The organism is Gammaproteobacteria bacterium (assembly GCA_009845905.1).
Lineage (GTDB): Bacteria > Pseudomonadota > Gammaproteobacteria > Steroidobacterales > Foliamicaceae > Foliamicus.
In genome coordinates this window covers 1-23,902 of record VXYS01000013.1, presented here as the reverse complement: position 1 = coordinate 23,902, position 23,902 = coordinate 1, and the positions used below count along the sequence as shown (strand labels likewise).

At 65.8% G+C, this 23,902-nt stretch carries 17 protein-coding genes; 13 read left to right on the top strand and 4 right to left on the bottom strand.

The genetic code is table 11. The features are described 5' to 3' along the window. Positions 1–30: 30 nt before the first annotated feature. The 3 genes from F4036_11815 to F4036_11805 form a co-directional block, all read right to left on the bottom strand. Positions 31–1,569 carry a BCCT family transporter gene (locus tag F4036_11815; GenBank protein ID MYK38426.1) on the bottom strand — a complete coding sequence of 513 codons (1,539 nt, stop codon included), beginning with the start codon at positions 1,567–1,569 and terminating at the stop codon, positions 31–33. Beyond that, entirely contained in the window at positions 1,566–3,524 is a 1,959-nt protein-coding gene (locus tag F4036_11810) for a tetratricopeptide repeat protein (GenBank protein ID MYK38425.1), read from the bottom strand. The genes F4036_11815 and F4036_11810 overlap by 4 nt, the downstream gene beginning before the upstream one ends. Positions 3,525–3,643: 119 nt before the next feature. Then, positions 3,644–6,211, bottom strand: a complete 2,568-nt coding sequence (locus F4036_11805; protein ID MYK38424.1) for a TonB-dependent receptor plug domain-containing protein — start codon at positions 6,209–6,211, stop codon at positions 3,644–3,646. 100 nt (positions 6,212–6,311) lie between these two features. On the opposite strand from F4036_11805, the gene F4036_11800 reads away from it, so the two are divergent. The 13 genes from F4036_11800 (at position 6,312) to F4036_11740 (ending at position 23,089) form a co-directional block, all read left to right on the top strand. Continuing rightward, entirely contained in the window at positions 6,312–7,985 is a 1,674-nt protein-coding gene (locus tag F4036_11800; GenBank protein MYK38423.1) for a formate--tetrahydrofolate ligase, read from the top strand. Between the two features lie 120 nt (positions 7,986–8,105). Further along, positions 8,106–9,668, top strand: a complete 1,563-nt coding sequence (locus tag F4036_11795; GenBank protein ID MYK38422.1) for a trimethylamine methyltransferase family protein — start codon at positions 8,106–8,108, stop codon at positions 9,666–9,668. Next, the gene (locus F4036_11790) at positions 9,668–10,339 is read left to right on the top strand and encodes a DUF1638 domain-containing protein (GenBank protein ID MYK38421.1); all 672 of its coding nucleotides are present in this window, start codon (positions 9,668–9,670) and stop codon (positions 10,337–10,339) included. Before F4036_11795 ends, F4036_11790 begins: the two co-directional genes overlap by 1 nt. A gap of 40 nt (positions 10,340–10,379) precedes the next feature. Then, on the top strand, positions 10,380–10,847 hold the full coding sequence (locus F4036_11785) for a hypothetical protein (GenBank protein MYK38420.1): 468 nt from the start codon (positions 10,380–10,382) through the stop codon (positions 10,845–10,847). Beyond that, positions 10,837–11,907: a methylenetetrahydrofolate reductase gene (locus tag F4036_11780; protein MYK38419.1), complete on the top strand. Its 1,071-nt coding sequence runs from the start codon at positions 10,837–10,839 to the stop codon at positions 11,905–11,907. Before F4036_11785 ends, F4036_11780 begins: the two co-directional genes overlap by 11 nt. Further along, a complete protein-coding gene (locus F4036_11775) occupies positions 11,904–12,812 on the top strand; it encodes a methyltetrahydrofolate cobalamin methyltransferase (GenBank protein MYK38418.1) in 909 nt (302 codons plus the stop codon). The genes F4036_11780 and F4036_11775 overlap by 4 nt, the downstream gene beginning before the upstream one ends. A 39-nt stretch (positions 12,813–12,851) precedes the next feature. Then, entirely contained in the window at positions 12,852–14,876 is a 2,025-nt protein-coding gene (locus F4036_11770; GenBank protein MYK38417.1) for a DUF4445 domain-containing protein, read from the top strand. After that, on the top strand, positions 14,873–15,430 hold the full coding sequence (locus F4036_11765) for an HD domain-containing protein (GenBank protein ID MYK38416.1): 558 nt from the start codon (positions 14,873–14,875) through the stop codon (positions 15,428–15,430). Before F4036_11770 ends, F4036_11765 begins: the two co-directional genes overlap by 4 nt. A gap of 16 nt (positions 15,431–15,446) precedes the next feature. After that, on the top strand, positions 15,447–17,903 hold the full coding sequence (locus tag F4036_11760) for an FAD-dependent oxidoreductase (GenBank protein ID MYK38415.1): 2,457 nt from the start codon (positions 15,447–15,449) through the stop codon (positions 17,901–17,903). 13 nt (positions 17,904–17,916) lie between these two features. Beyond that, complete coding sequence (locus tag F4036_11755) at positions 17,917–19,167, top strand: sarcosine oxidase subunit beta family protein (protein MYK38414.1); 1,251 nt, start codon at positions 17,917–17,919, stop codon at positions 19,165–19,167. Between the two features lie 4 nt (positions 19,168–19,171). Then, positions 19,172–19,489 (top strand): sarcosine oxidase subunit delta, encoded by a 318-nt coding sequence (locus F4036_11750; protein MYK38413.1) that lies wholly within the window; start codon positions 19,172–19,174, stop codon positions 19,487–19,489. Positions 19,490–19,491: 2 nt separating this feature from the next. Then, on the top strand, positions 19,492–22,500 hold the full coding sequence (locus F4036_11745) for a sarcosine oxidase subunit alpha family protein (protein ID MYK38412.1): 3,009 nt from the start codon (positions 19,492–19,494) through the stop codon (positions 22,498–22,500). Continuing rightward, a complete protein-coding gene (locus tag F4036_11740) occupies positions 22,412–23,089 on the top strand; it encodes a sarcosine oxidase subunit gamma (protein MYK38411.1) in 678 nt (225 codons plus the stop codon). The genes F4036_11745 and F4036_11740 overlap by 89 nt, the downstream gene beginning before the upstream one ends. 81 nt (positions 23,090–23,170) lie before the next feature. On the opposite strand, the gene F4036_11735 is transcribed toward F4036_11740, so the two are convergent. Continuing rightward, positions 23,171–23,902 (bottom strand): alpha/beta hydrolase (locus F4036_11735; GenBank protein ID MYK38410.1); only part of this gene is annotated, 732 nt, incomplete at its 5' end.

Here is a 23,902-nt window from a genome sequence, read left to right as displayed (position 1 = left end):
GCGGGACGCCGCGGGGACATGCCCTCGCTTCTAGCCCAATTCCTCGCGCAGGCCCTTGATGAGGCCAACGCACATGCACAGCAGCACCAGGGTGAAGGGCAGACCGACCGCCAGGGTCAGCGCCTGCAGCGAGGCCATGCCGCCGCCCAGCATCAGCGCCATGGCGGCCGTGCCGGCCAGCAAACACCAGAAGGCGCGCTGTTGCACGGGCGCGTCCATCTTGCCGCCGGCCGTGATGGTGTCCATCACGAGCGATCCCGAATCGGCCGACGTGACAAAAAAGATCGTGATCAGGAATACGCTGCAGGCCGAGACGACTGCGGCCATCGGCAATGGTTCCAGCATCTTGAACAAGGCCAGTTCGGGCACCGATTCCGCCACGCCCTTATAGCCGTCGGAAAAGTACTGGTCCAATGCAGCGCCACCGAACGTCGCCATCCACAGGATGCCGATGATCGTCGGGACGATCAGCACCCAGGTGATGAACTCGCGCACGGTGCGCCCGAAACTGATGCGCGCGATGAACATCCCGACGAACGGTGCCCAGGCGACCCACCAGGCCCAGTAGAAAGTCGACCAGTCACGCACGAATGCCACGTCTTCGCGGCCGATCCAGTTGCTCAGCGCCGGCAGGTAGTAGACATAATCGACTGTGGCTTGCGCGATCGTCGCGAGAATCACCAGCGTGGGTCCCGCGATCAGGACGAACAACCACAACAGGCCCGCAAGCACCATGTTGATCCAACTCAGGCGTTTGACGCCCTTGTCCAACCCGGCAATTACGGACGCCAGCGCGATGCCGATGATCACCATGATCAGGATGGCCCGGGTGGCGGTGGTCGCGGGAATCCCGAACAGGTATTGCAATCCGCCGGCGATCTGCTCGGCGCCGAAGCCCAGCGATACCGCCAGCCCGAAAAGCGTCGCCAGCACCGCAACGATGTCCACCGCGTGACCGAAGGGGCCCCAGACGGACTTGCCGATCAACGGGTAAAACCCGGAGCGCAGCGTGAGCGGCATGCCGCGATTGAAGCAGAAAAATGCAAGCGAAAGGCCGGCGACTGCGTAAATGGCCCAGGCGTGCAGCCCCCAATGCAGGATCGCGGCGGACATACCGGCGGCGCGCGCCGCGCCGGTGTCGGCGGGATCGATGCCGAGCGGGGGCGCCAGGGTGTGAGTCACCGGCTCCAGGACGCCGAAGAACATCAGGCCGATGCCCACGCCGGCCGCAAACAGCATGGCCAGCCACGCGGAATAGCCGTATTCCGGCCTTGCACGCTTACCGCCAAGGCGAATCCGCCCCAACGGGGACAGCGCGACGCCGAAGCAGAACAGGACGAAGAGATTCGCCGCAGCGAAGTAGAACCAGTCGAACGTCGTCGTCGTCCAGACCCTCAGATCGGCGAAAAGGGTTGCCGCCTGCTCAAGAAACAACAGCGTGCCGATCACCAGCATCACCACGAGCGCGGCGGAAACGATGAATACCGGGTTGTGGATGTCGAGATTGAAGACCCGAATGTTGTGCTCGCCGATTTCGTGGCCGATATCGGCAGCCGTCCTGGAGTTCATATCGTGTAGCGCCGCCGCACGTCTTCGCCCAGCGCGTCCTTGAGCGGATCCAGCCAGGACTCGTAGTTGCGCCAGTAGTCGAGCCCCGACTTGAATATGGGCTGCCGTACCTGTTCGGAGCTGGGCGTGCGCACCGCCCGGTCCGTACGGTAAAAACTCAGGCATTCCGATTCGAATTCGAGTCCGCAGTGGTCGAGAATCCGGCGCACCTGAGTTTCGAGGTCGCTCACCACCTCCTCGTACTGGACGCGCAGCACCTTCCCGGGCAACACCTCGTCCCAGTGGTCCATCAGTTCGACGTAATCGCGATAGTACTGCCCGAGGTCCGCAAGGTCATAAGTGAATTCCTGGCCCTCGGCAAACAGTTGCTTGTAGCCGCTGAATCCGCAGGCCATGGGGTGGCGCCTGGCGTCGATGATCTTCGCATTGGGCAGTATCAGGTGGATCAGTCCGATGTAGCGGAAGTTGTTCGGCATCTTGTCGACGAAAAACGGCGCGCCCTGCCGGTGTATACGCGTATCGTCGATGTACTGTTGCCCGAATTGGCGGAGTTCCTCATCGGACAGCGCCGTCAGGATATCCGGATAGCCCGGCTCGCCCCGTTTCAGTCCACGCCGTCGCAGTTGCTGTGACAGCGACAGGACGTTCGGCAGCTCCAGGGTACCGTCCACCCTTGAATGGGACGAGAGGATCTGTTCCAGCAGGGTCGAGCCGGCCCGTGGCAACCCCACAACCAGAATCGGGTCGCCCGCCGAATCTCCCGCCCTGGCTCCGCGAGCCAACGCCTCGGCGGTGCACACGCGGCTCTGGGCGCGCAGTTCCTCCGTCATCTTGTCCGCGTCGTAGGTGCTCAGCATTTTTTTGAAACGGTTTCCCTGCTCGTAGTAACGGAACGAAGACTCAAAGTCGTCGCGGTCTTCGTATGCCTTGCCCAGGGCGAAACTCAATTGCACGCGGTCGGTGCGCGACAAGCCTTCATCGCGCGCCTGCAAATGCATTCGCTCGAGTTCGCCGTCATCGAACGTGTAGACCTTCAGATTGGCCAGCGAGTACCAGGCGTCGCCGTGCCGCGGCTGGCTCGCAATCGCTGCCCGGTATGACGCAACCGCCTCGTCGTACCGGCCGCTGGTCTTATAGGCGTGACCCTTCGAGGTGAGCGTGACCGGATCTCCGGGCAGCCGCTCCAGCACCCTGTCGAACAGGCTCAGCGCCGCATCGTAGTCGCCGGTCTGCATGCTTACGATCGCATGGATGGACTGCAACTGCGGATCTCCGGGCGAGGTGTCAAGCAGCTGCCCGGACTGCTCAAGAGCCTGGCCGAATTTTTGCCGTTTCCTGAGCACCTGGATGTAGTCGATGTGCACCCGCACGTTGTTCGGCTCGAACCGGTGCGCGGACTCAAGCAGAAACTCGGCGTCCGCCAGCACTCCGAATCGGATGCCGATATCGGCCAGCAGCCGCATGGCTTCCACGTGGTGGGGCGCCTTTTGCAGGAACTTGCGGCAAAGATCCTCCGCCCTAAGCAGCTTGCCCTGGCCGATCAGGTCGATGACGGCGAGGAGAGGCCGCGGCAACCGCTCGAAGTAGTCCAGTTGCGCCCTGACCCGCGCGGCCTGCCGGGAACGGCCCTGATGGCGCAGAATTCGGAGTTGCTCACGCCAACTCGCCACCAGCCCGGGGTTGAAACGGCAGGCGCGCTCGTAGCTGCGGAGCGCGTGACCGGGCCTTCCCGAATCGCGGTACGCGTGGCCTTCCTCCTGGTGCGCCCGGCCGCTCTCGGGAGCGAGCGCCTTCAGTCTGGCGAGCGTCGCCAGCGCCGCGTCAAACTCGCCACGATAGCGGCGGCAGACCGCGGTCATGTACAGCGCGTTGGTGTTGTCCGGTTCGTCGCGAAGGATGGATTCCAGGCTGGCCAGGGCCTCCCCGTACCGTTTCGCGACGATTATGTCCTGAATGGAAGAAAGCGTGGGATCGTCTGGTGGATGGCCCCGAGCCTTTCCGCGACCCCCGGACGCAACGACAGCATCCCCCGAAGGGGATACCGAGTCGGCAGCTGCTTCCGGGACCGTGTCGGTCAGAAGTTCAGACTCGCGCGTACGCCGAATGTCCTGGGTTGCGCGTAGGTGACGTGCTTGGTATCGAACACGAATGAGCGCGACACCTCGGCCCGTTCATCCGTCAGGTTGCTGCCGTAAAGCGTCACCGACCAGTTGTCGCTGGCCACGCCTGCCGTCAGGCCGAGCATCATCCAACTGTCGATCAGGTCGCGGTTGATGGTAATGATGTCGCTGTACGAATCCGCGGACCACGAAATCATGGGCATGACATGCGCCGTCCACCCGGTGGCCTGCAGGGTCCACTCGTAGCGCGCCCGCAGATTGCCCTGGTTGCCTGGAGCGAAGGCAAGCTCGTCCCCCTCGCGCACGTCATTGGTGGGCGTGATCTTCCGCGTAATCTCCGAATCGAGCAACGACAGGGCTCCGGCGATGGTGAGCCCATCGATCCCGGGGGGCAGCCAGACGAAGTCCGCCTCCAGACCCCTCACCCTGGCGTCCGCGGCGTTATCCGAGAAGAACAGGTTGACGATACTGGTATCAAATATCGTGGTCTGCAGGTTATCGATATCGATGTTGAACAACGCTGCGTTAATGCGCAAGGCGTTACCGAAATCGACCTTCATGCCCACCTCGAGATTGACGACTTCATCTGTTTGCAACACGTAAGGCACCACGAAACCGCTGCCGTCCGCGCTCGTGCGCCCGCCTGGGCGATTCAGCAGGCCGGGCCGGAAGCCCTCCGACAGCGTGACGTAGTACAGATGCGCGGGCTGCGGCCGCCAGCCGAGCGTCGCCTTGTAGATCGTGCCATCGGCCACCGCCTTGTCAGGCGCACCCGGCACTGTGCTGTCGGGCGCGAACTGCCTGGAGATGTTGGTGCCGAAAGCCTGCGCGTCGGCGGTCTGGCCAAAGTTATAGAACGATGAGTTGGCGCTGCCCTCCAGATCGACCTCGATCTCATAGTTGCGCGCGCCGAGCGTCACGGTGAACTGCTCGTTCAGGTTGAAGTCCAGTTCACCGAACACGCCCAACTGCTCATCCGTGCGCCTGATGTCGTTGCGGAAAATGACGCCGGGTGGGAACGGCCCCGGGTAGGTGTAATAGCCTTCACCGGCATTGCCCACCAGTCCCGATACCTGCGTGTTGGTCAGCGGGTAGTTCGGACCCCATCCCGCCACGCCATTGAATCCGATCGCCTTGAGGGAACCGGGATAGGTGAAGTCGTTGACCTCGATGAGTTCCAGTTCGCTGGAGAACACACCGCCCTGAAGGCGCCAGCGGTTGGCCGGGTCGGTGGTGAAGCGGATCTCGTGAGTCTGAACTTCAAGTTTGTTGAGGCTGTCCACGAACAGTTGCGGCTCGTTGCAGGTGCCGGATGGGGCCGCCGAGCCCGGATACGTCACGCTGCCGTCGCAAATGTAGTACGGCAGGTACTGGCCAACGAACAGGTAGTCCGAATAGTCGACGATCTGGTCCGATTGCCGGTCCGTGAACGCGCCCGTGTAGATGACGTCAAGGGCCGCCAGCCGACCCGTGAGGGTCCAGGCGGTGTTGTCTATGGAATCATCGATGCGTTCGTTCACGTAGCGGGCGATTTCCAGGTCACCGATATCGGGATCGGCGAAGAACACGCCGTCCGCTTCTGTGTCCTGGGTCGTGTGCGAAACGAGCAGATCCCAGTTGTCGGTGATATCCCACTTCGCCGAGATACGGCCGCCGGTGTAGGTGACCTCGTTAATGTCCTCGCCGGCGACAACATTGTTGTCCGCCGGAACGAAATTGACGCCGGAGAGATCCGCTCCCGCCTGGAATCCGGCCCGGTGCGCGGCGACCGGCACACCGTTCTTGCGAACCGTGCCTTGGGGTCTGAATCTCGCACTCTCGCGGGTGTCCCTCGTGGCGGCCACGTTGTCGATCCAGCCGCCCTTGCGATCGCTATAGACGACGCCGCGCAAGCCGAAGTTGTCGCTGACGGGAATGTTCATGACGACTTCGAGACTGGCGCTCGAATCGCCGCCGCTGATCGTGTTCGCGCCGAGCTTTGCGTTGCCGTAAAACTCGCTCAGGTCCGGTTTGTTAGTGATCAGGCGGACATTGCCGGCCTGGGAACTGGCGCCGAACAACGTGCCCTGGGGACCCGAGAGCACTTCGATGCGCGCCAGGTCCGCCGCGTAGACGTCGAGATTGCGGCCCGGATGCGCCAGCGGCTGCTCGTCGAGGTAAAAGGCCACGTTGGGCGCCAAGCCGGCCACGCCGGCCACCGTCAGGTTCGGCGTCGTGGATGCGACGCCGCGAATGTAGATGGTGTTCTGACCCGGCCCGCTGCCGCCGGCGGTTACGCTCGGCAACTGCAGCACGTAGTCCGCGAAATTGGTGATCCCGAGTTCGGTGATCTCGCGGGTGTCCAGGGCGGTCACGGCAAGAGGCACGTCCTGCAGCGATTCCTGGACGCGCCTCGCGGTAACCACGATTTCATCGAGCACCCGTGCGCCGGCATCCTCCTGCGCCGCGACCGGCGCGCCCGCTATCGACAGCGCGACGGCGGCGGACAATACGGTTTGTTTCGGTTGTAATTGAATGGGCATATTGCCAACTCCTCCCGGGGCCCCAAGCTTCTCCCCCGAAGACATATCATAACCATGCCTTGCGCCGCCTTCGGAGCCTTGTCCGCCAAGCCACCCGCTGATGCCCCAAAAACCGGATATTGATATTGCCCGCGCGGCAAAAATGCTGCCGATACTCGAGGTCGCGGACAAGCTCGGAATCGCCGGGCACACGGAGCCCTACGGCAGGACCAAGGGCAAGGTTGACCATGCCGCCATCGCGGCCTCGCGGCCGGACGCAAGGGGCAGGCTCATTCTCGTAACGGCGGTGTCGCCGACACCTGCGGGCGAAGGCAAGACCACGACCACGATCGGTCTGGGCGACGCCCTCAATCGCATCGGAAAGAAGGCGCTGATCTGTCTGCGCGAACCGAGCCTCGGCCCGTGCTTCGGCATGAAGGGAGGCGCGGCGGGCGGCGGTTATGCGCAGGTCGTGCCGATGACCGACATCAACCTGCATTTCACCGGCGACCTCCACGCGATCGGCGCCGCGCACAACCTGCTCGCGGCGTTGATCGACAACCACGTTCACTGGGGTGGCGAACCCGACATCGATCCAAGGCGCATCACCTGGCGTCGCGTGCTCGACATGAACGACCGCGCACTCCGGCGCACGACGACCGGCCTTGGCGGAACCGCCCACGGCGTTCCGCGCGAGACGGGCTTCGATATCACCAGCACTTCGGAAATCATGGCGATCTTCTGCCTGGCGAAGGACCTGACCGACCTGGAGCAGCGCCTGAGCAGGATCGTCGTGGGTTACGGCCGCGACCTCCAGCCCGTCACGGCCGGAGACCTCGACGCGCAGGGAGCCATGACCGCCCTCCTCCGCGACGCCTTTTCGCCGAACCTCGTGCAGACGCTGGAGAACAATCCCGCTTTCATCCACGGCGGACCGTTCGCAAACATCGCGCACGGCTGCAATTCGGCGGTGGCAACGCGAACCGCGCTGAGACTCGCCGACTATGTCGTGACCGAGGCCGGGTTCGGCGCCGACCTGGGCGCGGAGAAGTTCTTCGACATCAAGTGCCGCACAGCGGGCCTGGCGCCGGATGCGGTGGTTCTGGTCGCCACGGCCAAGGCGCTCAAGATGAATGGCGGCGTCCAGAAAGACGGCCTTCAGGCGGAGAACAGCAAGGCGGTGGCGGACGGCTGCATCAACCTCGGGCGGCATCTTTCGATCCTCGATCGATTCGGAGTTCCCGCGGCGGTGGCCATAAACCGCTTCGGGACCGACAGCGACGCCGAGATCGAAGCCATCGCGGAATACTGCGGCCAGCTGGGCGTGACCGCCATCGAGTGCCGGCACTGGGCGGAGGGCGGCGCCGGCGCGGCGGAACTCGCCGGTCGCGTCGTGGAACTGGCCGATTCGGCGCACGGCGGTTTCAGGCTGCTCTACGAAGACGGCCTGGAGCTGTGGGAGAAGGCCCGCCGGATCGCGCAGGCGATCTACGGAGCCCAGGACATCGTCGCATCCGCAAAAGTGCAAAACGAGTTCTCGCGCCTGCAGGCCAGCGGTTACGGCCGCTTCCCGGTTTGCATGGCCAAGACGCAATACAGCTTCTCGACCAATCCCGCCCTGCTTGGGGCGCCCAGAGACCATATAGTGGAAATTCGCGAAGTCCGCCTTGCGGCCGGCGCCGGCTTTGTCGTGGCCATCTGCGGCTCCATCATGACAATGCCGGGCCTGCCGAGAAAACCCGCCGCCCGGCACATCCGCGTCAACTCCGAAGGCCTGATCGAAGGCCTGTTCTGAGCCGCCGGCAAGCTTGCGCGTCCCCACTCGGAAGAGCCTCTCCGGCCGGGGCTTTCGGCGCGTTTTCACGCGGCAGAACTGGTATGATTCTTACCGTCTCCGCGCCGCACGGGGCCTTGCATGAGCAGCCAGCCGCAACACAGGCGACACCCCGGTCGAAAGCGGCGTGGCGGGCGCGCCGCGAAGTTCGCCGCGCGCCGGAGCGGAACCGCCGGGGAACTCGCAGCCTGGATCGATCGCAGCATTCCCTGTTTCGAGGTCCTCGATACCGAAGCGCTTGAGTCGATCGAGCACAACGCCGACACGGTGCTCGAGGAAATCGGCATCGAGTTCCGTGCGTTCCCGCGGGCGCTCGAACTCCTCAAGGAAGCGGGCGCCGACGTGAATGGCGAGCGCGTGCGGTTCCCGCGCGGCATGTGCCGGTCGCTGGTTCAGGCCACGGCGCCGCGCGAGTACAGGCAGCATGCCCGCAACCCCAGTCGCTCCACCATCATCGGCGGCGCGCGCACCGTGATGGTTCCCGCGTACGGATCGCCGTTCGTGCGGGATCTTGACCAGGGGCGCCGCTATGCGACCCTTGAGGACTTTTGCAACTTCGTGAAGCTCGCTTTCATGAGCCCCGGCCTGCATCATTCCGGCGGCACGATCTGCGAGCCGGTCGACGTTCCCGTCAACAAGCGTCACTTCGACATGGTTTACAGCCACATCAAGTACAGCGACAAGCCGTTCATGGGTTCGGTCACGCATCCCGAGCGCGCCGAAGACACCGTGGCCATGGCGGAAATCGTGTTCGGCGAGGATTTCGTGGCGAACAACACGGTGCTGACCAGCCTGATCAACGCCAATTCGCCGATGTGCTTCGACGCGACCATGCTCGGAGCCGCGACGGTTTATGCCGAAAACAACCAGGCGACGGTCATCTCGCCGTTCCTGCTCGCCGGAGCGATGTCGCCGGTAACCACCGCCGGCACGCTGACCCAGATCCTGGCCGAGGCGCTGGCCGGCATGGCCTACATTCAGCTCGTGCGGCCCGGAGCTCCCGTGGTGTTCGGTTCGTTCGCGTCGGCCGTGTCGATGCAATCGGGAGCCCCGACCTTCGGCGGCCCGGAACCCAGCCTGGTCCTGTACGGGGCGGGACAGTTGGCGCGCCGCCTGGGCGTGCCCTTCCGCAGCGGCGGCGGATTGTGCGCGTCGAAGATTCCCGACGCCCAGGCGGCTTACGAGTCCGCCAACACGCTGCAGGCGGCCGCCCTGGCGGGCGTGAACTTCATGCTTCACGCGGCCGGCTGGCTGGAGGGCGGCCTGTCGATGGGCTACGAGAAATTCATTCTCGATGCCGACCAGGCCAGCATGATAGCGGTGCTCCTGAGGGGAGTGGACATGTCGGAGAACGGCCAGGCAATGGATGCGCTGCGCGAGGTCGGACCCGGCTCGCATTTTCTCGGCGCCGCGCATACCCAGGCAAACTTCAAGACCGCGTTTTATCGTTCCGGCGTCGCGGACAACAACAGCTTCGAACAATGGGAGCAGGATGGCTCGCTCGACGCCGCCCAGCGCGCCAACGGGATATTCAAGCGGATGCTTGAGGAGTACGAAGCGCCGCCGCTCGATCCGGCCATCGACGAGGCGCTGCTCGAGTTCATCCGGCGGCGCAAGTCCGAGTTCGAGGATCGGGACTACTGATGTTCGAAGAACATCGGAGCGGAGAACATCAGAGCGGCGAGCGTCCGATCCTGGTCATCGCCTGCGGCGCTCTGGCGCGCGAGATCGAGGCGCTAAGCCGCCGCTGGGGCTGGAAGCACCTGCACCTGAAGTGCATCGACGCAAAACTGCACAACCGGCCGGCCGAAATTCCCGCGCGCCTCCGGAAAATGATCCGTCGGCACCGCTCGGCTTACGACGAGATTTTCGTCGCCTACGCCGATTGCGGCACCGGTGGCGACATCGACCGGGTGCTTGCCGAGGAGGGCGCCCAGCGGTTGGAAGGCGCGCATTGCTACGAGTTCTTCGCCGGCCGCGAACGCTTTGCCGCGCTTTCCAGGGCGGAGCCCGGCACGTTCTACCTGACGGACTTCCTGGCGCGCCACTTCGATCAATTCGTCATCAAGCCCCTGGGGCTGGACCGGAACCCGGAACTCCGCGACGCCTACTTTGGCAACTACCGCAAGCTCGTGTACCTCTCGCAGACGGAGGACGCCGGACTTCTCGAATCGGCCACACGGGCCGCCGCACGCCTGGACCTGGAATTCGAGCATGTGCACTGCGGTTACGGCGAACTGGAAACCAGCCTGGCGGCGCGTTTCAGTCGTGGGCGATCGATCCCCATTGCCGCCGAAGGCAACAGCGGGGCCTAGCGCAGGGTGGGCGCCGGTTCCGCCACGGAGCGGGTTTGAGATGTACCGAATGCGGCGATGGTCGGTGCGCAACGCGCGCGGTCTCAAGAAACTCTATTCCGCCATCGAGCGGGTCCTGGTCCTGTGCCACCCGCTGCTGCGGCGCATCGGTTTCGCGCGGCTCGACAAACCGTTCATGAAGGTCGAGTCGCTCACGAAGGGCTTCCTGCTGGATTCACGGAACTGCGGCCAGTGCATCGTCGGTTTCACCGGCCTGTCGTGCCCGATGAACTGCCCGAAGAAGATGCGCAACGGCCCCTGCGGCGGCGTCCGTACCGACGGCAACTGCGAAGTGAAGCCCGAAATGCCGTGCGTCTGGGTGCTCGCCTGGGAAGGCAACCAGCGGTTGCGTGAAGAGGATATTCCGCTGCAGATCGTTCAGCCGCCCGTCGACCACCAGTTGATCGGCCGCTCGGCGTGGCTTCGCGAGGTGCGCATCCTGGTCGAGGGCGACAGCCATGCAGTTTGAAGACGAACCGCTGGTACCCGGCGAACGGCTGCCGATCAGGCCCGGGCACTCCTCGTTCGGCCGGCTGGAACGCGTGTTGCGGGCCGGCGGCTTCGCGGTGACCGCCGAAATCGCGCCGCCCGATTCGGCCAATCCGGCCGAAGTGTACGAGCGCGCGGCCCTGTACGACGGCTATGTGGATGCGATGAACGCCACCGACGGCTCGGGCGCCAACTGCCACATGTCCAGCGTCGGCATGTGTTCGCTGCTGTGCCGGCGCGGCTACGCGATGGTGATGCAGGTATCGGCCCGGGACCGCAACCGGATCGCCATCCAGGGCGACGTGCTCGGCGCGTCGGCCATGGGCGTGGCCAGCATTCTGTGCCTGACCGGCGACGGCGTGGATGTGGGCGATCACCCGCAGGCCAAACCGGTATTCGACCTGGACTGCATGTCCATGCTGAGCATGATCCGACATATGCGCGATGAGTCGCGGTTCCTGAGCGGGCGCAAGCTGACCGAACCGCCGCCGGTGTTCCTCGGCGCGGCCGCGAACCCGTTCGCACCGCCGCTGGACTACCGCCCGCTCCGGCTGGCGAAGAAGGTCGAGGCCGGCGCACAGTTTGTGCAGACCCAGTACTGTTTCGACATCGACGCCTTCAAGCGCTACATGGCGGCGGTGCGCGACGCCGGAATCCACGAGAAGGTCTTCATCCTGGCCGGTGTGGGCCCGCTGGCTTCGGCCCGTTCGGCCGAATGGATTCGCGCCAACGTGCCGGGCGTCCATATTCCCGATGCGGTCGTCCGGCGGTTGAAGGGCGCGGTGGATCAGCAGCGGGAAGGGGTGAATCTCTGCATCGAGACGATTCGTCGGATCAGGGAAATCGAGGGCGTGCACGGTATTCACATCATGGCCTACCGCCAGGAGCACTGGATCGCGGAAATCGTCGAGCGGTCCGGCGTGCTGGAAGGCCGCCGGCCATGGCAGCCCCCCCTGGACTGGCAGAACGCCGCCTGGGATCAGGTTCATCCCGCAATGCCGAACGCGCAAGGCAGGCAGGCAATGGAGGAAATCTCATGACGGAAACAGTGATTACGTCGCCCACCAGGGAAGTGCGGATCGGTTTCGACCGGCCCTTCGTCATCATCGGCGAGCGCATCAATCCCACCGGACGCAAGGTCCTGGCTGAGGAGATGGCGCGGGGCGACTACAGCCGGGTCGAGGCGGACGCCATCGCCCAGGTCAAGGCCGGAGCGCACATGCTTGATGTAAATGCAGGCGTGCCGCTGGCCGACGAACCGAAGATGCTGGCCGACAGTATTCAGCTCGTGCAGTCGATCACCGACGTGCCGCTGTCGATCGATTCGTCCATCGTCGCTGCGCTGGAGGCCGGGCTGGCCGTCTACCAGGGCAAGGCGCTGGTCAATTCGGTGACCGGCGAGGAAGAGCGGCTCGAGTCGGTCCTGCCGCTGGTGAAGCGGCACGAAGCCGCCGTCGTCGCCATTTCCAACGATGAAACCGGCATCTCCGAAGACCCGGACGTGCGCTACGCGGTGGCCAAAAAGATCGTCGAACGCGCCGCCGACCACGGCATCCCCCGCGAGGACGTGGTGGTGGATCCGCTGGTCATGCCGATCGGCGCCATCAACATGGCGGGCAGGCAGGTCATGCACATCGTCCGCAGGCTGCGCGAAGAACTCAGGGTCAACACGACCTGCGGCGCATCCAACGTGAGCTTCGGATTGCCGAACCGCAATGGGATCAACTCCGCGTTTCTCACGATGGCCATCGGTGCAGGCCTGACCTCGGCGATCACGAATCCGCTTCACGCCGACGTGCTGCAGGCGGTGCTGGGCGCCGATGTCATGATGGGGCACGATCCGGACTGCACCAACTGGATCCGAAAGTATCGCCAGCCGTCGGCGGCGCGGCCGGAGCGCGAGCGTCGCGGCAGGCGCCGCCGACGCCGTTCGGCCGTCGCATGAACATGCCGGTTGCACAAGCGCCCTGCGCGAGAAACTGATTTGGCCAGCAAGGACGCCAGGATCGTGTTCACGCCCTCGGGGCGACGCGGCACGTTTCCGCACGGAACAAGGCTGCTGGACGCCGCCCGCAGCATCGGGGTCGACGTGGACTCGGTGTGCGGTGGCCGCGGGCTGTGCGGGCGCTGCCGTATCGTGTGCATGGACGGAGATTTCGCCAAGCACGCCATCAAGTCCCGCCCGGCGCACCTTTCGGCATTCAACCAGACCGAGGCGCGGTACAGCGAGCGTCGCCGGGAGCTTGCGAAAAACCATCGCCTGAGCTGCCAGGCGGAGATCCGGGGCGATCTCGTCATCGACGTGCCTCCCGAGAGCCAGATGCACCGCCAGGTGGTGCGCAAGGATGCGGAGCACCGCGAGATCAAGCTCGATCCGGCCACACGGCTCTATCACGTCGAAGTGCAGCGCGCCGATCTGCTGGAAGCGACCGGCGACCTGCAGCGCCTATGCGACGCCCTGGCCTGGGAATGGCACCTCGACGACCTGGTGTGCGATCCCGTCATCCTGCCGGGATTGCAGCCCGCGCTGCGGGACGGCGACTGGCGGGTCACCGCGGCCGTGCACCGGCAATCCACCGTCGTCGCCGTCTGGTCCGGCTTCAAGTCCAGCGTCCATGGCGTGGCGCTCGACATCGGTTCCACGACGATTGCCGCTCACCTCGTGAACCTGACAACCGGCGACGTGCTGGCAACCGACGGCATCATGAATCCGCAGATTCGCTTCGGCGAGGACCTGATGAGCCGGGTTTCCTACGTGATGATGCATGCGGATGGCGCCACCGAACTGACGCAGGCCGTTCGTCAGGGCGTGAACGACCTGATCGTTTCTGTTTGCAGCCAGGCCGACGTGGACGCAGCGGACATCGTCGAGCTGACGATCGTCGGCAATCCGATCATGCACCACCTGTTCCTGGGGCTGGATCCCCGCGAACTCGGCGGCGCCCCGTTTGCGCTGGCTGTCGATGCCGCGCTCGATCTGAAGGCCCGCGACATCGGCATCGGGATCCATCCAGGCGCCAATGTCTACGTGCTGCCGTGCATCGCCGGGCACGTGGGCGCCGACGCGGCCGGCATGGTGCTGGCCGAGGAGCCGCATCTGCTGGAGGAGGTCTCGCTGGTGGTGGACGTAGGCACCAACGCGGAAATCGTGCTCGGCAACCGCGACCGGCTGCTGGCATGCTCCAGTCCCACCGGCCCCGCCTTCGAGGGAGCGCAGATTTCCGCCGGCCAGCGCGCCACGCCCGGCGCCATCGAGCGCGTGCGCATCGATGCGGGGAGCCTTGAGCCACGTTACAGCGTCATCGGTTCGGAGGTCTGGTCGGACGAGCCGGGGTTCGAGGAAGCCGCGGGGGCGTCCGGAGTCACGGGCATCTGCGGATCCGGAATCATCGAGGTCGTCGCCGAGATGTACCTGGCCGGAATCATCAACGAGGACGGCGTCGTCGACGGCTCGCTGGCTGCCCGCAGCAAACGTATTGTCGCGGACGGGCGCACCTTCTCCTACCTGCTGTACGAAGGCCCGCGGCAAATACTCGTCACCCAGAATGACGTTCGCCAGGTACAACTCGCCAAGGCGGCGCTGTACGCAGGCGTGCGGTTGCTCCAGGATCGGGCGGACTTCGACGGGATCGACCGCATCCGGCTTGCCGGGGCGTTCGGCTCCCACATCGATCCGAAATACGCCATGGTCCTGGGGCTGATTCCCGACTGCGACCTCGACCGGGTCGAGTCGGCCGGCAACGCCGCGGGCATGGGGGCGCTGATCGCGTTGCTTCACGTACCCGCCCGTCCCGAGATCGAGGCCACGGTGCGCGGGATCGAGAAGATCGAGACGGCGGTGGAGTCGAGGTTCCAGGAGTACTTCGTGGACGCCATGACGATCCCGAACAAGCGGGACGCCTTTCCAAGACTTTTCTCGGTGGTCGACAGGCCGGCCACGGGGCCACGTTCCGCCGCCGGCGGAAGGCGCCGACGCAAGAGGGCCAGACCCGCGGGAGGCGAACCATGAATCGCAAAGTCTCATTCACGGCGATGGATCACGGCACCCGCGAGGATTACGACCTGGTGGAGGTCCAGGAAGCACGCAACGCGGCTGACGTCGCCGATCGGGTGCTGACGTGGCTGCGCTCCATGCACGGGCAGTCGCCATACCGGATCAGCCGCCTGGATCACTCGTTGCAAACGGCGACAAGGGCGGAACGCGACGGCGCCGACGACGAAACCGTCGCCTGCGCGCTGCTGCACGACATCGGCGAGGTGATTTCGCCGCGCAATCACTCCGAGGCGGCCGCCGCGTTGCTCGCCCCCTACGTAAGCGAGAAGAACCACTGGATCGTCCGACACCACGGCCTGTTCCAGGGCTACTACTGGCTGCAGCACTACGGCCGCGACCGCAACGCCCGGGACCGCCATCGCGACCACGAACACTACGAGGCGTGCGTTGAATTCTGCGCCCGCTGGGACCAGGTCTCGTTCGATCCCGCGTACAGCACGCATCACCTCGAACACTACGAGCCGCTTGTGCGCGAGTTGTTCGCCCGACCGAAGCGGACATTTCTCTGAAACGGGATCCCTGGCGATGAAATCGCGTGCGAAAGTTGTCGTGATCGGAGGCGGCGTCGTCGGATGCGCCGCGCTGTATCACCTGGCCAGGAAGGGCTGGGGCGAGGATGTGGTGCTGGTGGAGAAGGGCGAGCTGACATCCGGCTCGACCTGGCACGCCGCGGGTCTGCTGCCGTTGTTCAACATGAGCTATTCCGTGGGCCAGGTACACAAGTACTCGGTCAAGCTCTACCGGCAGCTCGAGGAAGAGACCGGGCAGCAGGTCGGGTTCAACCAGGTCGGCAACCTGCGGCTGGCCATGAACGACGACCGCATGGACGAGTACTGTCAGTACGCGGCGACGGCAAAGACCATAGGGGTCGACGTGCGGTTCCTGACGCCGGCGGAGATCAAGGCGCTCTGGCCCCTGTGCAATATCGACGGACTGGTCGGCGGCATCTTCCACCCGGAGGATGGCTACATCCAGCCCGCCGACCTGACCCAGGCGCTGGCAAGGGGGGCGCGCGCCCGCGGCGCCGCGATCTACCGCAAGACCGCGGTGGTCGGGATCACCCGGGCGACCTCCGGCGCCTGGGTAGTGCATACCGACAAGGGCGACATCACCTGCGATCACGTGGTCTCCGCGACCGGGAATTACGCCCGCCAGACCGGCGAGATGGTGGGACTCGACATCCCCGTGATGCCGGTGGAGCACCAGTACATCGTCACCGAACCGCATCCCGACCTCGAGAAGCGCAAGCGCGAGGGCCTGCCCGAACTCGGCGTGCTGCGCGAATCGGACGGATCGTGGTACCTGCGCGAGGAAAACAGCGGTTTCATCCTCGGTCCCTACGAAAAGGACGCGCCCTGCTGTTATGTGGACGGCCCGGACCCGCAGGCCGAATACGAGCTGTTCCAGGAAGACATCGACCGCCTCATGCCGCACATCGAGGCCGCGATGAACCGGGTGCCCGCGTTCGCCGAAGTGGGTATCAAGAAGGTCTACAACGGCGCCATCGCCTACACGCCGGACGGCAACCCGATCATCGGGCCGGCCTGGGGCATCGAGAATTTCTGGCTGTCCGAAGGGCACAGTTTCGGCATCACGGCGGCGGGCGGCGCCGGGTGGCAACTGGCCGAGTGGATCGTCGAGGGCGAGCCGACCATCGACATGCTGGGCGTCGAGCCGCGCCGCTTCGGCGAGTACGCCACCAGGGACTACCTGGTCGAGAAAACCGAGGAAGCGTACGCGCACGTATTCATCATCCATTACCCGGACGAGGAGCGGCCGGCCGCGCGTCCGTTGCGCACCGCGCCCTGCTACGAACGAATGAAGGCGCGCGGCGCGGTGTTCGGACAGAAATTCGGCTGGGAGCGGCCGAATTTCTTCGCCACCCGCGGCCTGCCCCAGGAAGACGACTGGTCGTTCCGCCGCTCGCGCTGGTTCGAAGCCGTGCGCAGGGAAGTCGACAACGTTACCCGCAACGTCGGCCTGCTGGACATGACGGCGTTCGCCAAGTGCCGTATATCCGGCCCCGGCGCGGAAGATTTCCTCAACCGCCTGGTCGCCAACCGCGTGCCGCAGCAGGCCGGGCGCCTGTGCCTGGCGCACGCGCTGAACCGCAACGGCGGCGTGCATTCCGAGTTCACGATCCGGCGCGAAGCCGGCGATTCCTTCTACCTGGTGTCGGCAGGGGCCTTTCAGCGGCTGGACCATGACTACCTGCGCAAGTACATGCCGCGCGACGGGTCGGTTACGTTCACTCCGCTGACCGGCGCTACCGGAGTGCTGGTGGTGGCTGGCCCGAATGCCAGGAAGCTGCTGTCGCGGGTGACGCGCGCCGACCTGTCCAACGAGGCGTTCCGCTGGCTGACCGCCCGCGATATCGTCGTGGGTTCGGCGCCGGTCAACGCCATGCGCCTCAATTTCGTGGGCGAGCTCGGATGGGAACTGCACCACCCCATGGAGTACCAGAACCACATCTTCGATGCGCTGTTCGAGGCCGGCGAGGACCTGGGGCTGGCGCCGTTCGGCATTCGCGCCATGGACTCCATGCGGATGGAGAAGTCCTACCGGCTGGTGGGCACGGAACTTTCGATCGAGTATTCCGCTTTCGAGTCCGCGCTGGACCGTTTCGTCAAGCCCGACAAGGGCGACTTTCTCGGGCGCGACCGGCTATTGTCGGGAAGCCGGAACGGACTCAGGCAGGTGCTGGCCACGCTCGAGGTGCACGAGGTCGAAGACGCCGACGCGCTGGGCAACAACGCGCTGCTCAAGGACGGCGAAACCGTCGGCCGCGCCACCAGCGGGAATTACGGCTTCCGCGTGGGCAAGTCGCTGGCGCTGGGCATGCTGCCGCCCGAACTGGCGGTTCCGGGGGTCGAGGTCGAGATCGAGGTCCTCGACAGGACCCTCCCGGCGACGGTGATTGCGGAGAGCCCGTTCGATCCGGCCAATGAACGGCTGCGGGACGTGAACGGCGCCAACGGCTAGCACGGGAGCGGGCATGAAGCGATATTCGGCGCTGGGCCTGCTGCGCAATGCGCTTGACTACAACCGGAACTGGCCGGCCGCCTGGCGCAGTCCAGAGCCGAAGAAGAGCTATGACGCGATCATCGTGGGCGGCGGCGGGCACGGTCTGGCGACCGCCTACTACCTGGCCAGGGACCACGGCCTCCGGAACGTCGCGGTGCTCGAGAAGAACTGGATAGGCGGAGGCAACACCGGGCGCAACACCTCCATCGTGCGCTCCAACTACCTCTGGACCGAGGCGTCGCTGCTGTACGAGAAATCGCTGCAACTCTGGGAAGGGCTGAGCCGGGACCTGAACTACAACGTCATGTTCAGCCAGCGCGGCGTCTACAACCTCGGCCACTCGCTGCAGGACATGCGGGACATCGAACGGCGCGTCCATGCGAACCGGCTCAACGGGATCGACGCCGAGGTGGTCGGCCCGGCCGAGGTAAAGAAGGCGATTCCCTGCATCAATACCTCGCCCGGCGCGCGCTACCCGATACTCGGCGCATCGCTGCAGCGCCGTGGCGGGGTTGCGCGCCACGATGCCGTCGCCTGGGGCTTCGCGCGGGCGGCCGACGCGCTCGGCGTGGACATCATCGAACAGTGCGAGGTCACCGGCATCGAGGTCCGGGCCGGCAGGGCCGTGGGCGTCGCGACCACGCGCGGCGCGATCGCGGCCGATCGCATCGGCGTGGTGGTGGCCGGAAACGCCGGCGTGCTGGCGGGAATGGCCGGCCTGCGCCTGCCGATCGAAAGCCACCCTCTGCAGGCCTTCGTTTCCGAGCCCATCAGGCCGGTCCTGGACACCGTGGTCATGTCCGGCGCGGTGCATGGTTACATCAGCCAGTCCGACAAGGGCGAGCTGGTGATCGGCGCCGGCATCGACGCCTACAACGGCTACGGCCAGCGTGGCAGCTTCCCGGTGATCGAGCATGCGATGCAGGCGATCGTCGAACTGTTCCCGGCATTCAGCCGCGTGCGCATGCTCAGGCTGTGGGGCGGCATCGTCGACATCTGCCCGGACGCCTGTCCGATCGTGTCGAAGACGCCGGTCGGGGGCCTGTACTTCAACTGCGGCTGGGGCACCGGCGGATTCAAGGCGACGCCGGGCTCCGGGTGGGTGTTCGCGCACACGCTGGCCCATGACCGGCCCCACGAACTCAACGCGCCCTTCAGCCTGGACCGGTTCGCCTCGGGCGCGCTGATCGATGAACACGGCGCCGCGGCGGTGGCGCACTAGTCCCGTGCTGCTGATCGAGTGTCCATGGTGCGGCCCCCGGGCCGAGACCGAGTTCAGCTACGGCGGGGAAGCCGGCATCGAGCGCCCCACCGACCCCTATGCGCTGAGCGACGAGGAATGGGCCGATTACCTGTTTTTCCGCCGCAACCCGCGCGGCGCACACCGCGAGTTGTGGAATCACGCGCAGGGCTGCCGGCGGTGGTTTGGTGTCGAGCGCGACACGGTCAGCTACCGCATCGAGAAGAGCTACAGATTGAGCGGCGCCGGCAGCGGCCGGCCGGCCGCTGCCCATATTGAAGCCAGCGAAGAGAAGCGCCGCTGACGATGGCCGCCTTGCAGCCGAATCGTTTGCCGCACGGCGGGCGGATTGACCGTTCGCGTCCCCTGGCATTCTCCTTTGACGGCAGGGCCTGCGAGGGCTTTGCCGGAGACACGCTGGCATCCGCGCTGATTGCCGGCGGCGTCTCCCTGGTGGGACGAAGCTTCAAGTTGCGGCGTCCGCGCGGAATTGTCGGCAGCGGCGCGGAGGAACCGAACGCGATCATGCAGATCGGCCAAGGCGCCGCGGCGCAGCCCAACCTGCCGGCGACGCAGGTCGAACTCCGCGGGGGACTGAGCGCGCGCTCCACCAGAGGCTGGCCGGGGGTCCGCTTCGATATCGGCGCGGTCAATGATTCGTTCGGCCGGGTGCTGGGCGCCGGCTTCTACTACAAGACCTTCATGTGGCCGCGCTCCTGGTGGAAGCACTACGAGCACGCGATCCGCAAGTCGGCGGGCTTCGGCCAGGCACCGGAAGGGCCCGATCCCGACCGCTACGAGCACATGAACGCGCACTGCGACGTGCTGGTGGCCGGCGGCGGGCCGGCCGGCCTCATGGCGGCGCTGGCGGCGGCGAAGTCCGGCGCGCGGGTGATTCTCGCCGACGAGCAGAACGAATTCGGCGGCAGTCTGCTCGCGTCCGCCGCGAGCATCGACGGGGTCCCGGCCGCCGAGTGGGCCGCCTCCGTGGTTGCGGAACTGGAAGGGCTGGACGACTGCGTCCTGCTGCCCTCAAGCACGGTTTTCGGTTACCACGATCACAACTTCCTGACGATTGCCGAGCGTTGCGCCGTCCATCCCGGCAGCTCGAACGGCGGAGACGTCCGGGAGCGGCTCTGGCGGGTCCGGGCCAGGCAGGTGGTGCTGGCGCAGGGCAGCCTTGAGCGGCCGCTGGTGTTCTGCAACAACGACCGTCCCGGCGTGATGCTGGCGTCGGCGGTCTCGACCTACGTCGAGCGGTACGCGGTGCTGCCGGGCCGCCGCGCGGTGGTCTTCACCAACAACGATTCGGCCTACCGCGCGGCGATCAGTCTGGCCGGCGCCGGCGCCGAGGTCGCCGCCATCGTGGACAGCCGTCCAGGAGGCGCCGGGGAACTGCGCGTGCGGGCGCAGCACCTGGGGATTCCGGTGCTGGCGGGGCACGTCGTGAGCGATGTGGCCGGCCGGAACCGCGTCACGGGCGCCGGCATCGCGCGGTGGAGCGGCGACAGTTGGAGCAACGTCAGGAGCGCAATCCGCATGGACTGCGACCTGGTGGCAGTGTCCGGCGGCTGGAGCCCCGCGGTGCACCTGCACTCGCAGGCGGGCGGGCGGCTTGCCTGGGACGAATCCAGGCTTTGTTTCCTGCCCGCGGAAGCGCGCCAGGCCCATGTTTCCGCCGGCGCGGGCAACGGCAAATGGTCCCTGGGCGAATGTCTGGCCGAGGGGCTGCACGCTGGCGCTGAAGCCGTGTCGAAGCTGGGGCTGAAACCGGCGGGCGTCAGGACACCGCACACGGCCGGCGGCGCCGGCGAAAACCCGATCGAGCCCTTGTGGCGGGTACCGGCTGCCAGGGACGCGGATCGCTGTCCCAGGCAGTTCATCGACTTCCAGAACGACACCACTGTCGCCGACATCCGCCTGGCCGCCCGCGAGGGCTATCGCAACGTGGAGCACGTCAAGAGATACACAGCGCTCGGTTTCGGCACCGACCAGGGCAAGCTCGGCAACATCAACGGCATGGCGGTGCTCGCAGACATTCTGGGCAAGCCGATACCCGAGGTCGGGACGACCACGTTCCGGCCGGCCTACACGCCGGTGAGTTTCGGCGTTTGCGCCGGCGAAAGCGTCGGCGATCTCTATGATCCGGTTCGCACGACCGCGATTCACGAATGGCATGAAGCGGCGGGCGCGCCCATGGAGACCGTCGGCCAGTGGCACCGGCCCTGGTACTTTCCGCGGGACGGCGAAGACCTGCACGCCGCGGTGGCGCGCGAATGCCTGGCGGTGCGCAAGTCGCTGGGCGTCATGGACGCCTCCACCCTGGGCAAGATCGATGCCTGCGGACCCGATGTGGTCGAATTCCTCGAGCGCATCTACACCCACAACGTCGGCCGGATGAAGGTCGGGCGTTGCGCCTACGGCGTCATTCCGGGCGAGGACGGCATGCTCATGGACGACGGAGTGATGGCGCGAACCGGCGAACAACGGTTTTACCTGACCACGACGACCGGCGGCGCGGTGGCGGTGCTGGACTGGATGGAAAAGTGGCTGCAGACCGAGTGGCCGGAGCTTGAGGTTTACCTGACGTCGCTCACCGATCATTATTCGACGATCGCGGCGGCCGGCCCCAACAGCCGCAGCCTGCTGGAAAAGCTGGGCTGCGATATGCCGCTGGACAAGGAAAGTTTTCCTTTCATGACGACGAAGCCGGCGGTCCTGGCGGGCATGCCCGTGACGCTGTTCCGGGTGAGCTTTTCCGGCGAACTGGCGTTCGAGATCAACATCGACAGCAACAACGCGCTGGCCATGTGGCGAAAGATCATGGCGGCCGGCGCCAAATTCGATGTCACTCCGTACGGAACGGAAGCCATGCATGTGCTCCGCGCCGAGAAGGGGTTCATCATCGCGGGCCAGGACACCGACGGCTCGGTGACGCCCGTGGATGTCGGCATGAACTGGCTGCTGTCAAAGGAAAAGGACTTTCTCGGCAAGCGTTCGCTTCAGCGTCCCGACAGCCTGCGCGAAGACCGCAAGCAATGGGTGGGCCTGCTGTCGCAAGACGGCCGGACCGTGCTCCCTGAAGGCACGCAGCTCATCGACGATACCGGCAAGCCCGCAGCAATGTGCGGTCATGTCACGTCCAGCTACTTCAGCGCCTGCCTGGGCCACCCGATCGCGCTGGCGCTGGTGGCCGGCGGGCGGCAGCGCAAGGGCGAAACCATCTATGCGGCGCTATCCGGTCGCGACCCCCTTCCGGCACGGATCGTGTCGCCGGTCTTTTACGACCCCAAGGGAAGGCGCCAGCATGTCTGAAGCCGGCCACGCCCGCTTCGGCCCCGAGCCCCTGCCCGCCTCGGCGGAATCCGCACCGAGTGCGCGTGTCGCCATTAGCCTCCGGTCCGACCGCGGATTCCTCAATCTCCGGCTGAATCCACGCGACGGGCAGGCCGTTGAGGCCGCCGAGCGCATCCTCGGCCAATCCATGCCGCAGGCCGCGAATACATTCACGAACGACGGGCACGAGGTCTACTGGCTGGGGCCGGACGAGTGGCTGATCGCGACCGTCGCGGAGCGCGCCGCCGCTCTGGGCGGCGAACTCGCGGAAGCGCTCAGCGGTTTCCACGCCGCGGTCAACGATGTGAGCGGGGGGTTCGTCGAGCTGCTTGTGCGCGGCGCGGATGCGCGCACCGTGCTGGCCAAAGGCTGCACCCTCGATCTGCATCCGAGGGAGTTCGCCCCGGGCCAATGTGTGCAGACAGGCCTGGGCAGGGCGGCTGTCCTGCTGGCCGCCGGTGACCCGTCAACCTGCACGATCGTCGTTCGCCGAAGCTTCTCCGACTACGTGCGCCGCTGGCTGGAGAATGCCGCGCGCCCCCACCGCGCCTGTATCTCGGCACTGTAACGGTGCAACCCCCTGGGAGCGAGGGCATGTCCCTCGCGGCGTCCCGCCCTCGTCGAAGGCGGGACGCCTTCGCTCCCAGAGTCAGTCCAGGAAGGCCAGTACTTCTTCCGCGATGGCCGGGGCGCCCTCTTCCATGACGGCCCGGGTCACGTCCCTGCGCTCGACGAAGAGGGCGCCGGGAATATCGGCCGCGGCCCTGCGCGTGTGTTCCTTGAGCATGTACTGACTGGCGACGACCAGCGTTTCGTGCTGAACGGCGCGAAAGCGCGGTGCGCAATCGTAGGTGAGCGTGGCGTGGTATCCCCAGTTGGCCCGCTCCCCCGCGCGCAGGAGCTCCACGAAGTTGCCGAAGGCGCGGCTGAACGGCATGCCGTCCAGGCGCCTGGCCACGCTGAACTCCCAGGCATCGGCCAGGCTCGCCAGGTCCCCGTCGTAGCGAACCGGCGCGGTGGACCTGGGATACCGGCCTTTCTGTTCCTCGGCGGTGAAATAAGGCACGTCGACGATGGCCATTCTTCGCACGCGGGCAGGCTCGAGCCGCGCCATCTCCACAGCCAGCAGACAGCCGCTGTGAAAGCCCATCAGGTCGACTGGGCCCGCCGGCGTCCCGGGCGCTCCTGCAAGCGCCTCAAGTACGGTGTCCGCGAGTTCCTCCATCGAGAGCATCCGTTCGGGTGCGTCCGATCCCCCGAAACCGGGGCAATCCGGCGCCAGGACCATGCGCCGCTCGCTCAGCAGCGGCGCGATCGTCTCGAAGAAAGCGCCGCTATAGGGAAACGGGTGAAGGCAAACCAGGGGCGGGCGGGCGGGCTT